This is a genomic window from Amorphus suaedae, assembly GCF_053629675.1.
Map to the genome: position 1 here is coordinate 532,444 of NZ_JBRJIT010000001.1, position 12,759 is coordinate 545,202.

Consider the following 12,759-nt stretch of genomic DNA (forward strand, 5'->3'; position numbering starts at 1 on the left):
CGGCGCCGCAAGGCGAGCGAAACACCCCGTCCCGCGCGCATGGTCGTCCGCGCACGCGATATGTCGAGGTCCGCCAGCCGGTTAGGCGTGCGTCCTCAGAAATCCGCCGCGCCGGACGCGCCTGCGCGCGCGCGGCGCCGATTGTCGCGGGGCGCGGGCTTTGCTATGGGCGAGCCTCCTTCCCCCTCGGAGCTGTCCATACGATGATCCCCCGCTATTCCCGTCCCGCCATGGCCGCGATCTGGTCGCCGGAGTCGAAGTTCCGCATCTGGTTCGAGATCGAGGCCTACGCGGCCGAGGCCCAGGCCGAGGAAGGGGTGATCCCGAAGGAGGCCGTCGCCACCATCTGGGAACGCGCCGGCAACGCCACCTTCGACGTCGACCGCATCGACGAGGTCGAGCGCGAGGTGAAGCACGACGTCATCGCCTTCCTGACCCACCTCGCCGAGATCGTCGGCCCCGAGGCGCGCTTCGTCCACCAGGGCATGACCTCCTCCGACGTGCTCGACACCTGCTTCAACGTGCAGCTGGTGCGCGCCGCCGACATGCTGATCGAGGACCTCGACCAGCTGCTCGCCGCCATCAAGCGCCGCGCCTTCGAGCACAAGTACACGCCGACCATCGGCCGCAGCCACGGCATCCACGCCGAGCCGACCACCTTCGGCCTGAAGCTCGCCCAGGCCTATGCCGAGTTCTCGCGCTGCCGCAAGCGCATGGAGATCGCCCGCGAGGAGGTCGCCACCTGCGCGATCTCCGGCGCCGTCGGCACCTTCGCCAACATCTCCCCGAAGGTCGAGGCGCACGTCGCCGAGAAGCTCGGCCTGACGCCGGAGCCGGTGTCCACCCAGGTGATCCCGCGCGACCGGCACGCCGCCTACTTCGCCACGCTCGCCGTCGTCGCCTCGTCGGTGGAGCGGATCGCCACGGAAGTGCGCCACCTGCAGCGCACCGAGGTGCTGGAGGCCGAGGAGTTCTTCTCCGAGGGCCAGAAGGGCTCGTCGGCGATGCCCCACAAGCGCAACCCGGTGCTGTCGGAAAACCTCACCGGCCTCGCCCGCATGGTGCGCGCCTACGCCCTGCCGGCCATGGAGAACGTGGCGCTCTGGCACGAGCGCGACATCTCCCACTCGTCGGTGGAGCGGATGATCGGCCCGGACGCCACCGTGACCCTCGACTTCGCGCTCGCCCGCCTCACCGGCATGATCGACAAGCTGCTGATCTATCCGGACCGCATGCAGGCCAACCTCGACCGGCTCGGCGGCCTCGTCCACTCCCAGCGCGTGCTGCTGGCGCTCACCCAGGCGGGCGTGTCGCGTGAGGAGTCCTACCGGATGGTCCAGCGCAACGCGATGCCGGTCTGGCAGCAGGGCGGCGACTTCAAGGCGCTGCTGAAGGCCGACAAGGACGTCGCGGCCAAGCTGACGCCGGAGGAGATCGACGCGCTCTTCGATCTCGACCATCATCTGGCCCACGTCGACACCATCTTCGACCGGGTGTTCGGCACCGACGGGGCCACCGCATGAAGACGTCCGATGTTGAACTGCTGATCCTTCCGGGCCTTGGCGGCGGCACGCCGGAGCACTGGTACTCCCGCTGGGAGACCCAGTTGAAGAGCGCCCGCCGCATCGCCCTCGACGACATGGACGCGCCCGACCGCGTCGGCTGGACCCACGCGCTCGTCACGGCGGTGGCCGAGGCGAAGCGCCCGGTGGTGCTGATCGCCCACTCGCTCGGCGTGGCGCTCGCCGTCCATGCGGCGGCCGAAACGTCGCTGCCCGGCGTCGCCGGGGCGTTCCTGGTGGGCGTTCCGGACCTGGAGCGCGACGACATGCCGGAGGCGACCAGGGCCTACGCGCCGCTGCCGCGCGATCCGCTGCCGTTTCCCTCGCTGATGGTGGCGAGCCGGACCGACCCGTACTGTTCCTACGAGCGCGCCGAGGACTTCGCCGCCAGCTGGGGCTCGGAGCTCATCGACGCGGGCGACGCCGGCCACCTCAACAACGAAAGCGGCCACGGCCCCTGGCCCGAAGGCCTCACCCGCTTCGCCGTCCTGATGAAGCGGATCGGCTGACCATCCGCCCGCGCCGGCGCGGCGCGGGTGCAAGACCATGAAACGGGGAGAGACGAGATGAAGGCTGTCGGGTTTCGCGAGCCTGGACCGATCGACCGCGACGACGCGCTCGTCGATGTGACCCTCGACCGGCCGGCGCCCTCCGGCCGCGACCTGCTGGTCGAGGTGAAGGCGGTGTCGGTCAATCCGGTGGACGCCAAGGTGCGCGGTGGCATCGCGCCGATCGACGTGCCCGTCCGGGTGCTCGGCTACGACGCCGCCGGCACGGTGGCGGCGGTCGGCGACGGCGTCGAGGGCTACCAGGTCGGCGACGACGTCTTCTACGCCGGCTCGGTGATCCGCCAGGGCACCAACGCCGAGTTCCATCTGGTCGACGAGCGCATCGTCGGCCGCAAGCCGAAAAGCCTCTCGATGGCGGAGGCCGCCGCGCTGCCGCTGACGGCCATCACCGCCTGGGAGATGCTGTTCGACCGGCTCGACGTGCGCCGCGCGGTGCCGGGCGCCGCCAACGCCGTCCTGGTCGTCGGCGCCGCGGGCGGCGTCGGCTCGATCGCCATCCAGATCCTGCGCGCCATGACGGGCCTCACCGTCATCGCCACGGCCTCCCGGCCGGAGACGAAGGCCTGGGCCACCGAGCTCGGCGCCCATTATGTCATCGACCACGCCAACCCCATCGACGCGGAGGTCGCCGCCCTCGGCATCGGCGCCCCGGCGTTCGTGTTCTCCACCAACCAGACCGGCAAGCACGCGGAAGCCATCGCCAAGCTGATCGCCCCCCAGGGCCGCTTCGGGATGATCGACCGTTCCGGCGACATCCCGCTCGCCGCCTTCATGCCCAAGTCGGTCTCGATCCACTGGGAGTACATGTTCACCCGGTCGATGTTCCAGACCGCCGACATGGCCGCCCAGCGGGCGCTCCTCGACGAGGTGTCGGGGCTGGTCGACAGCGGCCGCATCCGCACCACCATGACCGAGAGCCTCGGCCCGATCACCGCCGCCAACCTCAAGGCCGCCCACGCGACGCTCGAAAGCGGCACGGCGCGCGGCAAGATCGTGCTCGAAGGTTTCTGACGCAACGTCCTGACACGGCAACGGAAGCCGGCGAATCGCCGCTCCCGAAAGGCGCGCCGGTCCGCCGCGCGCGCCTCAGCCGGGCTTGCGGCCCGTCGCCAACATGGTCAGGCCGGGGATCATCTCGCCGACCGACACGCCCTCGAAGCCGGCCGACGTCATCATGTCGGCCAGCGTCGCCTCGTCGAGGCTGCGCGCCGTCGGCGTGAACGCCGTGTGCTGGAGCTGCCAGAGCGCGGCGAGCTTCGGCCCGGTGCGGTCGGCCGAGACGACGAAATCGTGCAGCATCATCAGCCCGCCCGGCGCCAGCGTCTCGAAGGCGCGGGCGATCAGCCCCTCGTGGGCGTCGCCCGGCACGCCGGAGAACAGGTAGGACATCAGCAACGCGTCCTGCCCGGCCGGCCACGCGGTCACCAGCGCGTCGCCCTCCACGTAGGCGATCCGGTCGCTGAGGCCGGCGTCCGCCACGTACTCCCGGCCGATGGCGGCGACGTTGGGGAAATCCACCACGGTGGCGGTCAGGCCCGCCCAGGCGTTGCACAGCGTGATCGCGTAGGCGCCGGTGCCGCCGCCCACGTCCAGCAGCGTCTTCGCACCGGAGAGGTCGACGATCTTGGCAAGCCCGCGCGCCGGGCCGAGCGAGCCGGCATGCTGGCTTTCGGAATAGATCCGCGCCTGCTCAGGGTCGTCGAACCACTCCGCGTAGCTGCACGTCGCCTCGTCCGGCAGGCGGTTCGCCAGCGCCGGCTCGATCTGGTCGAGCAGGCCGTACATCTGCCGGTCGACCTGCAGGCGCAGATAGTCGCCGAAGTCGTGGCGGGCGCCCTGCACCAGGAAGGACTCCGCTGCTGGCGCGTTGGCGAAGCGGTCGTCCTCGACCGACACCAGCCCCAGCGAGGCCACGGCGGTGAGCAGCGTGCGCGCCCGCTCCGCCGGCAGGCCGGCGGCCTTGCCCAGCTCCTCCGCCGTCATCGGCCCGTCGGCCAGGTGCGTGAACACCCCGAAGTGCAGCGCCGCGAACAGGGCCTTCGACCCCATGAAGCCGAAGGCGATGTCGGAGATCTCTTCGGCCGTGGTCAGGAGCGTCATGTCGGGGCGCCTCGCCGTCGTTGGTCGGATTGCGACGAGGATAGCCGCTTTGCGACGGCGGTGGCTAGGCGCGCGGCGCATGGCGGCAGGCCGCCCGCGGCGTTTCGCCTGTGGTTTCAGAGCGTTGATGCAGATAGTTCAGGCCCGGCGCGCCGGGCCGATGGCGCCGCGGCCCCGTCGACGGCTGCTACTCCGCCGCCTCCACGCGGCCGTCGGTGCCGACCCAGCCGTGGGCGGAGATGTCGAACACGACGCCCTCGGGGTCCTTGTACTTGCGCTCCGAGTTGCCCTGCTTGGAGCCCGCGAGCTCGAAGAAGAATTTTCCCCCGGCCGCCTCGACCCGCCGCTCGTACTCCGCCACGTCGTCGACCTGCACGCCGAAGTGGTTGAGCCCGGCCATCCGGTCCAGCTCCTCGCCCGTCTTGTCGGTGAAATGCAGGAGCGCCAGGTTGACCACGCCGTCGGTCAGGTAGTTCGCCGTTCCGGTCCCGATGGTCTCCGACCCGACGAACTCCAGCTCGAAGACCGACTTGTAGAACTCGGTCATAGCCTCGAGATCGCGGACGACGATGGCGAAGTGGCGCAGACGTGGCATGGATGAACCCCTGTTCCGGTTCGGCCGGTCTCGCGCCAGCCGGGCTGCTGATCGCCACAGGCTACAGGCGTAGCGCCTCGCCGCTCAGACGCTGTTTTGCCGGCGGAACGGGACGTCGCGCGGAGCTCCCGCCCAATCTCCGCTCCTTCCCGCGAAGGCGGAAATCCAGGGCGGCCGGGCATGGAGTAGATGCTCGAGGCGTGGTGAGGATTCCGGCTCGGGGGGCGCCAGGCCATCTTCTCTCCCGCAAGGGGCAAGTGGCGGCCCCGCAACGGGATTCCCGCTTTCGCGCGCATGAACGGACCATGCCAAACCTCCCCGCATCCCCCTTTTCAACATGGCTCGCGGGGGTCTACATTCCGCCCGAGAGTTGCGTGCCCCGCACAGTGGGGGCCGGAGAGTGGAACCATGCAGAAGACCGACGACAAGCGTGCCGACCAGTCACCCGCCGCAGGCAAGCGGCTTGCCTGGTCGCCACCCAGGTTGAAGAAGGCGTCCATCGCGTCCGAGACGCAGGCAGGACCCGCCGGGACCACTGACTCGGGCGTCTTGAGCTGAAAGCCGGGGCACCGCCCCGGACCCTCAACGCGTCACCTCCCAGTTCGCACACCGCGTCAACGTTCGGCACCCGCAAGCATCCTCCTGCATCTCCAAGTTCCGCCCTAATCGGCGGATTGCTTGAGTCAGGTTGCTGTCTGCCACCGCGATAGCTCCATCCTCCGCTCATTCCCGCGAAAGCGGGAATCCAGGGCGCTTCGGCACGACGCCGGCAGTCAAGGGGTGGAAGCAGGCCCACTCGCCGCGCCTGACGGCCATGTTGCCTTTCCGCACGCAACGGACCGCGACCTTCGCCGTCCGGCCAGGCAGCCGGCGTGATCGCAAGGGGCCGGCCAAACCAGATCCAGGCTGCGGCCCTGGGCCCTGGATTCCCGCCTTCGCGGGAATGAGCGGAGTCTCTGTCCAAACCCGGAGAATCCGACGAGGCCGAGGCTTGGAAGCTGCGGTAAGACGGATATCCCGCTCCAGAGCGACCGGTCGTGGGGCAGACGTCGCCCATTTCCTCCGATCCGGTCGGTCGCAAACACCCAACCGTCGGGCGTCATAGTCCAAACAACAGTTTGTCCCCCGGGATAGCCCCATCCTCCGCTCATTCCCGCGAAAGCGGGAATCCAGGGCGGCACGGCACGGAGCCGGCCGTAGAGGGGCGGTAGCAAGCCCACTCGCCACGCCTGACGGCCATGTTGCCCTCCGCACGCAGCCGACCGCGACCTTCGCCGTTCGGCCAGGCAGCCGGTATGATCGCAAGGGGCGCACGGTGACTCGTCCCGCAGACACGAGCGGAGTGCCAGCATCCGCCCGGCCAAAACACCAAACCCAGGCTGCGACACGAGGCCCTGGATTCCCGCCTTCGCGGGAATGAGCGGAGTTTCTGTTCCGTCCTGGAAACTCCCAAGAAGCCGGAGGCTTCGAATGCGTGTGTCCGAGATCGGCCACATCGCGACAGGTCATGGCACAGTCGCCTCCCCATCCTCCGCTCATTCCCGCGAAAGCGGGAATCCAGGGCGGCACGGCACGGAGCCGGCCATCAACGGCCTAGGGCAGGCCCCGGACGCGCCCCTACCCCGCGATCTTCGAGAAGTCCGCAACCGCGGCCGTAGCTGCCGGGATGGCGCTGAGCAGCTTCAGCCGGTTCTCGCGCAGCGCCGGGTCGTCGGCGTTGACGAGGATCCTGTCGAAGAAGGCGTCCACCGGCGGCCGCAGCCCGGCCAGCGCCTCCATGGCGCCGGCGAAGTCTTCCCGCGCCACCGCGGCCGCGGCGGTCTCGCGGGCCGGACCGATCGCCGCGAACAGCGCCTTTTCCTCGGCCTCGGCCAGCAGCGCCGGATCGGCCTCGCCGTCGAACGACCGGCCGTCCTTCTTCGCCTCGGCGCGCAGGATGTTGGCGGCGCGCTTGTAGCCGGACAACAGGTTCGCCCCGTCCTCGGTCGCCAGGAACGCCGACAGCGCCTCGATCCGGCGGGTGATCAGCAGGAGGTCGGCGTTTGCCTGCGTCCCTGTCGCGGCTTCGCCTTCCAGCACGGCGTCGACGAGGTCGTGGCGGGCACCCTGCTCCCGCAACTGGACCTTCAGGCGGTCCATGAAGAAGGAAAGGAGATCGGTCTCGATGGCCGCGACGGCCTTGCTCTCCGTGTCGGAGCCGGCCGGCGGCGAGCCTTCGCCCACGATGGACAGCATCGTCGACGCCGGTGCCCGAAGGACGCGCATCAGGTCCAGCCGCAGCCCATTCTCCAGCACGATCCGGATCACGCCCAGCGCGGCACGCCTGAGCGCGAACGGGTCCTTGGAGCCGGTCGGCTTCTCGTCGATCGCCCAGAACGACACCAGAAGGTCCAGCTTGTCGGCGAGCGCCACGGCGATGGAGACCGGCGCGGTCGGCACGTCGTCGGACGGTCCGGCCGGCTTGTAGTGCTCCTCGATGGCCGCCGCGATCGCCGGGTCGATGCCCTGCGCCTCGGCGTAGCGCCGGCCGACATAGCCCTGCAGCTCCGGGAACTCGCCCACCATGCCGGTGACCAGGTCCGCCTTGGCGAGGCGGGCTGCGGTCTCGGCGGCATCCGGATCGGCGCCCACCATCGGCGCCAGCGCCTTCGCCAGTGCCGCGACGCGCTCGACGCGCTCCGACTGGGAGCCCAGCTTCTCGTGGAAGGTCACCGAGGCGAGCTTCCTGGCGTGGTCGGCGAGCGGCGTCTTCAGGTCGGTCTTCCAGAAGAACTCCGCGTCCGACAGGCGGGCGCGGACGACGCGCTGGTTGCCGGCGACGATGGCCGCGCCGCCGTCGCTCGCCTCGATGTTGGAGGTCAGCACGAAGGCGTTGGCGAGCCGGCCCGTCTTCGGGTCGCGCATCACGAAGCACTTCTGGTTCTCGCGGATGGTGAGGCGGATCACCTCGTCCGGCAGCGCCAGGAACTGCTCGTCGAAGCGGCCGATCAGCACCACCGGCCATTCCACCAGCCCGGCCACCTCCTCCAGCAGCCCCGCGTCCTCGACCAGCTCCAGGTTCAGCGCCAGCGCGCGGTCCTTGGCGTCGTTGACGATGATCTGCTTGCGGCGGTCGAGGTCGAGCACGACCTTGGCGGCTTCCAGCTTCGCCACGTAGTCGTCCATCCGGCGAACCTTGAACGGCGCCGGCGCCAGGAAGCGGTGGCCGCGCGTCTCGTCGCCCGACGCGATGCCGCCGACCTCGAAGCGGACGATCTCCGGCTCCTCCGTCTCCGGCCCGAAGGTGCAGACGATGGAATGCAGCGGCCGCACCCAGCGCAGCGCGCCCGGCTCCGCCGAGGCCGCCCCCCAGCGCATGGACTTCGGCCACGGGAACTTGCGCACCACCTCGGGCAGCAGCTCGGTCAGCACCGCGGCCGCGTCCTGGCCGGGGGTGACGATCTTCGCCTGGTAGAAATCGCCCTTCTTCGGGTCGGTGACGATCTCCGCCTCCTCGATGGAGGCGAGGCCCGCGGCCCGCAGGAAGCCCTCCAGCGCCTTCTCCGGCGAGCCGACGCGCGGCCCCTTGCGGAGTTCCGTGCGCTCCGGCGAGCGCCCCGGCACGCCCATCACGTGCAGGCAGAGCCGGCGCGGCGTGGCGGTCGCCGTGGCGCCCTCGTAGACGAGACCCGCCTCGACCAGGCCGTTGGTCACCAGCGCCTTCAGGTCGTCGGCGGCACGGCGCTGCATGCGCGCGGGAATTTCCTCGGAGAAGAGTTCAAGCAGGAGTTCGGGCATGAGGACGCGGACGCTCGGGCTCGGGACGAAAACGGGGACCGGCGGCACCGCCGGATCTTCGCTGCGGACATAAACCGAGTTGGCTCCCGAGGCCAGAGGCGGCGAACGCGACGCCGTCGCGCCGCCCGGCAGCCGGACCTGCGGGTTCTCGCCGACCGCTTCACGGTCGACCTGGAAGTCTGGGTGGTGATGCACGAGGACCTGAGGACCAGCGCGCCCTGCCGCGCCGTCTTCGACGCCCTGGTCGACGGGCTGGGCCCGCTCGTGGCGCGAGGCGGCGCCTCCGGGGCACCCTGATCCTCGACCGGGCCCGCGGAGCGACAAAGTGTGATCCGCAACACAGATGGATTGCGGCGGCGGACCTAGACGGGAACGGCGCCCGAGACCGCAGGTCCCGGAGCGATCGTTGCGGTGGAGGGCTTCACCATGTCCGCGAAACTGCCCCAGGTGGTCTGCCTGGTCCTGGCCATGGCCATCTTCGCGGCGGCCGGGCCGCTCGCCTCGCTGGCCCACGGGTCGCGCGCAACGACGGATCGCGCGTCGACGGACCGGCCGGCGCCCGTCTGGACCCTCACCGACGACTGACCTGCTCCCCCACAGCCTCCCGCTCGGCAGCCCCGCCTCGCCGTAGACGTGCGCGAGCTGGTGCACCCGCGGAAACGGCACGCGGGACGAAAAACTGTGACCGGCGGCACAGCCGGATCCCGGCTGCGGACATAAACCGGGCTGGCGTCCGAGGCTGGCGGCGGCGGGCCAACTCTCCGCCGCTTTCCGCCCGTGCATCCGCCGCGTTTGCCGGTTTAGGCTGCGGCTGGAAGGCTGGACGACCGGGGTTCAGGGGGATTGCCCAACTGGAGGGAGACACACCATGCCCGTCGCTCGCACGACATCCGCCCGCGCCACGCTTGCCGCCGCCGCGTTCCTCGCGGTCGCGCCGGCAGCCCTCGCCGAGGACGTGAAGGGATCGTCCGATCACCCGCTCCTGGGGCGGTACGAAGGCGCCGAGATCACCCAGTACATGCAGTCGGCCTACGACGAGATCACCCTGCCGGCGGCCAGGATCACCCGCGAGAACGTCAAGGATCCGGGCGCCTGGCAGATCGACGTCGCCGGAAAGGTGACGCGCATCCGCTACGAGGGGCCGCCCGGCCGGTCGCCGCTGGAGGTCATGCGCAACTACCAGAAGGCGCTCGAGGCGAAAGGCTTCGAGATCGCCTATTTCTGCCGCGAAAAGGAGTGCTCGGAGGTCAGCCTCGCCGAGATCTGGAACGCCGGGCGCGGCAAGATCGGCCTCACCTCCAACTGGGGCAGCTCGATCTACCTGCTCGCCCGCAGGAGCCAGGACGGCCGCCAGGACACCATCGGGATCCTCGCCGTGGAGACCGGCGGCAATCTGGAGCGCAAACCCCAGCTCGCGGCCACCATCGTCGAGGGCGAGGCGATGGAGAGCGACAAGATCACGCTGGTCGAGGCCGACGAGATGGAGCGGGCGTTCGCCCGCGACGGCAAGATCGCCGTCTACGGCTTCTATTTCGATTTCGACAAGGCCGACCTGAAGCCCGATTCCCAGCCCCAGGTCGAGCAGCTGGCGGCGCTCCTGCAGGACAATCCGGAGCTGCGGATCCTCATCGTCGGCCACACCGACGGCAAGGGCGCGATGGACTACAACCTCGACCTGTCCCAGGCGCGGGCCCAGGCGGTGGCCGCCCGCCTCTCCTCCGGCTACGGCATCGACGGCAAGCGCATGACGGCCGCCGGCGCGGGCATGATGTCGCCGGTCAGCACCAACCGGACCGAGGAAGGCCGCGCGAAGAACCGCCGGGTCGAGATCGTCGAGGTCTACCGCTCCGAGTGACCGGTCAGGCCGCGACCGGCTCGGCGCCGCCCGACGCGGTCGCCAGCCATGCCTCGCCGCAGGCGCGCGCAAGCTGGCGCACCCGCAGGATGTAGCTCTGGCGCTCGGTCACCGAGATCACGCCGCGGGCGTCCAGGAGGTTGAAGATGTGGCTCGCCTTGATGCACTGGTCGTAGGCGGGCTGCGCCATCAGGTGGCGGCGCGCCTCGCCCTCGCCGGTCCAGCCGGCTTCCACCAGCGCGTGGCATTCCTTCTCCGCGTCACGGAAGTGCTGCAGCAGGATCTCGGTGTCGGCGTGCTCGAAGTTGTGGCGGGAATATTCCTGCTCGGCCTGCAGGAACACGTCGCCGTAGTTCACCCGCTCGGCGCCCTCGCGGCCGTTGAAGTTCAGGTTGTAGACGTTGTCGACGCCCTGCACGTACATGGCCAGCCGCTCCAGCCCGTAGGTGAGTTCGCCCGCCACCGGCGCGCACTCGAAGCCCGCCACCTGCTGGAAATAGGTGAACTGCGACACCTCCATGCCGTCGCACCAGCACTCCCAGCCCAGCCCCCAGGCGCCCAGCGTCGGGCTCTCCCAGTCGTCCTCGACAAAGCGGACGTCGTGCAGCCCCATGTCGATGCCGATCTCGCGCAGGCTCTCCAGGTAGAGCTCCTGCAGGTTCGCCGGGCTCGGCTTCAGCAGCACCTGGAACTGGTAGTAGTGCTGCAGCCGGTTGGGGTTCTCGCCGTAGCGCCCGTCGGTCGGCCGCCGCGACGGCTGCACGTAGGCCGCCTTCCACGGGCGCGGCCCCAGCGCCCGGAGCGTCGTTGCCGGATGGAAGGTGCCCGCCCCCACCTCCATGTCGTAGGGCTGCAGCACCACGCACCCCTGCGCCGCCCAGAAGCGCTGCAGCGTCAGGATCAGCCCCTGGAACGAGGTCTTCGGCGAAAGCGGGTCGGCGGCGGTATCGGTCATCGGGCACTTCGAGCGGTTGAGGCGCCGGAGCGGGCGCCGGCGATCGCGGAGGATCGGTCGGATGCGGGAGGCGCGCGAGCGGCGGAGCGGCACCGCGCGAAAGCGGCGGCACGGTAGGCAGGCCGCCCGCCTCCGGTCAAGCGCGTGACGCCCGTCACCATCGGTCGCCCGGCGCGTGTCCCCCGTCACATACGCGCCGTTCCCGCCGCCCCGGCCCCTTAAAGCCGGGCTCTCCCGTGCCGACGTCCGGGTCGTCACCAGCGACACGGGCAAGCGGTGGGAGGAGCGACATGACGCATCACGGATCACTGGACGCCGTCCGCATTCCGATCTTCGGGGTGCTCGGCAAGGGCCACAGGGCCGCGCTGTCCGCGCGTCGCGTCATCCGGCTGGCCGAAGCTCCGGCCCCGGACGCCGCTCCGTCCGCGCCGCTGGTGGCGGCATCCCGCCCGGCCTCCCGAACGGAGCCGGCGGGCCTGCCTTCATCCACAACCGGAATGGGAGACTGACATGAAACGGACGACCCTCACGACCCTGATCACCTCCGGCCTCGTCGTCACCGCGGTGGCGTTCTCGGCCGCCGGCGGCGCGCTGGCGCAGTCCAACGGCAACGGCGGCAAGGGCGGCGGCATCGGCACCAGCGGCGGCCCCGGAGGCGGCGGCAGCGAACGGCTGATCGTCTGCACCGGCTGCGCCGACCCGAACGCCTTCATCGAGGACGGCGTGCTCAAGGGCGGCGGCCACGGCTACGGTGGCGGCGCGGCAGCGGCGGCACCCGTGGTCACCCACGTGCCCCGCAACCCCAACCGCCGGCGCAAGGCGGAAACGGTGCGGGCCAACGAGGCCTGCTACATGCGCCAGGACCTGCTCGCCGACGGGCGCATGTTGGTCTACCGCGACTGCGGCGAGGTGGTGCGCACCTACCGCTGACGCGGACGCGCCGATGGCGAGGCGCCGAAATGCATTTGGGAAGAAGATCTTGCGGCGGACCGTTCACCTCATCGAGCGGCCCGCCGTTCACCGAACCGGCACGGCGAACCGACGGAATGGATGCTCGGTTTCGGCGGGAAATCGACAGACGGCGGAGCGGCCGCCCCTGCCCGTCCGGACGTCCTATTTCTCGGGACGGTAGACGCCGGTGGCGGGATCGCGCTCCAGGCGCCGGCCGCGATCGTCGCGTGCCTCCTGCGGCCGCATGCGCGCCTCGACGCGCGCCATTTCGCGCTTCATCCAGCGGGATCCGAGGATGGCGGCACCGGCGGCAAGCGCCACGAACACGAGCTGAGGCATGCGATACTCCCTTCGCGGCACGCGCGCACCCGTCCCGCGCGCCAGCCGGCATGGCT

At 70.4% G+C, this 12,759-nt stretch carries 12 protein-coding genes; 7 read left to right on the forward strand and 5 right to left on the reverse strand.

Annotated elements, in window-relative coordinates:
- Nucleotides 1-203: 203 nt before the first annotated feature.
- Genes purB through AB7M35_RS02400 form a run of 3 tightly spaced genes read left to right on the forward strand, consistent with a single transcriptional unit; the run spans nt 204 to nt 3,142 of the window.
- Nucleotides 204-1,523 carry an adenylosuccinate lyase gene (gene purB, locus AB7M35_RS02390; RefSeq protein ID WP_453956952.1) on the forward strand — a complete coding sequence of 440 codons (1,320 nt, stop codon included), beginning with the start codon at nt 204-206 and terminating at the stop codon, nt 1,521-1,523.
- Nucleotides 1,520-2,071 (forward strand): RBBP9/YdeN family alpha/beta hydrolase, encoded by a 552-nt coding sequence (locus tag AB7M35_RS02395; protein WP_453956954.1) that lies wholly within the window; start codon nt 1,520-1,522, stop codon nt 2,069-2,071. Before purB ends, AB7M35_RS02395 begins: the two co-directional genes overlap by 4 nt.
- 57 nt (nt 2,072-2,128) lie before the next feature.
- Nucleotides 2,129-3,142: a zinc-binding alcohol dehydrogenase family protein gene (locus tag AB7M35_RS02400; RefSeq protein WP_453956956.1), complete on the forward strand. Its 1,014-nt coding sequence runs from the start codon at nt 2,129-2,131 to the stop codon at nt 3,140-3,142.
- 75 nt (nt 3,143-3,217) lie between these two features.
- On the opposite strand, the gene AB7M35_RS02405 is transcribed toward AB7M35_RS02400, so the two are convergent.
- Both AB7M35_RS02405 and AB7M35_RS02410 read right to left on the reverse strand, forming a co-directional pair.
- Nucleotides 3,218-4,231 carry a methyltransferase gene (locus tag AB7M35_RS02405; protein WP_453956958.1) on the reverse strand — a complete coding sequence of 338 codons (1,014 nt, stop codon included), beginning with the start codon at nt 4,229-4,231 and terminating at the stop codon, nt 3,218-3,220.
- A gap of 187 nt (nt 4,232-4,418) precedes the next feature.
- The gene (locus tag AB7M35_RS02410; protein ID WP_453956960.1) at nt 4,419-4,826 is read right to left on the reverse strand and encodes a VOC family protein; all 408 of its coding nucleotides are present in this window, start codon (nt 4,824-4,826) and stop codon (nt 4,419-4,421) included.
- A 408-nt stretch (nt 4,827-5,234) separates the two neighbouring features.
- On the opposite strand from AB7M35_RS02410, the gene AB7M35_RS02415 reads away from it, so the two are divergent.
- Complete coding sequence (locus AB7M35_RS02415; RefSeq protein ID WP_453956962.1) at nt 5,235-5,384, forward strand: hypothetical protein; 150 nt, start codon at nt 5,235-5,237, stop codon at nt 5,382-5,384.
- 1,059 nt (nt 5,385-6,443) lie between these two features.
- Here AB7M35_RS02415 and glyS read toward each other — a convergent pair.
- Nucleotides 6,444-8,603 (reverse strand): glycine--tRNA ligase subunit beta, encoded by a 2,160-nt coding sequence (gene glyS, locus AB7M35_RS02420; protein WP_453956964.1) that lies wholly within the window; start codon nt 8,601-8,603, stop codon nt 6,444-6,446.
- A gap of 426 nt (nt 8,604-9,029) precedes the next feature.
- On the opposite strand from glyS, the gene AB7M35_RS02425 reads away from it, so the two are divergent.
- On the forward strand, nt 9,030-9,188 hold the full coding sequence (locus AB7M35_RS02425) for a hypothetical protein (RefSeq protein WP_453956966.1): 159 nt from the start codon (nt 9,030-9,032) through the stop codon (nt 9,186-9,188).
- 283 nt (nt 9,189-9,471) lie between these two features.
- On the forward strand, nt 9,472-10,458 hold the full coding sequence (locus AB7M35_RS02430) for a DUF4892 domain-containing protein (RefSeq protein ID WP_453956968.1): 987 nt from the start codon (nt 9,472-9,474) through the stop codon (nt 10,456-10,458).
- A 4-nt stretch (nt 10,459-10,462) separates the two neighbouring features.
- Here AB7M35_RS02430 and AB7M35_RS02435 read toward each other — a convergent pair whose 3' ends face one another.
- Nucleotides 10,463-11,413 carry a glycine--tRNA ligase subunit alpha gene (locus AB7M35_RS02435; protein WP_453956969.1) on the reverse strand — a complete coding sequence of 317 codons (951 nt, stop codon included), beginning with the start codon at nt 11,411-11,413 and terminating at the stop codon, nt 10,463-10,465.
- A 510-nt stretch (nt 11,414-11,923) separates the two neighbouring features.
- On the opposite strand from AB7M35_RS02435, the gene AB7M35_RS02440 reads away from it, so the two are divergent.
- Nucleotides 11,924-12,343 carry a hypothetical protein gene (locus tag AB7M35_RS02440; protein ID WP_453956970.1) on the forward strand — a complete coding sequence of 140 codons (420 nt, stop codon included), beginning with the start codon at nt 11,924-11,926 and terminating at the stop codon, nt 12,341-12,343.
- 183 nt (nt 12,344-12,526) lie between these two features.
- Here AB7M35_RS02440 and AB7M35_RS02445 read toward each other — a convergent pair whose 3' ends face one another.
- Nucleotides 12,527-12,703, reverse strand: a complete 177-nt coding sequence (locus AB7M35_RS02445; protein WP_453956971.1) for a hypothetical protein — start codon at nt 12,701-12,703, stop codon at nt 12,527-12,529.
- Nucleotides 12,704-12,759 lie beyond the last annotated feature (56 nt).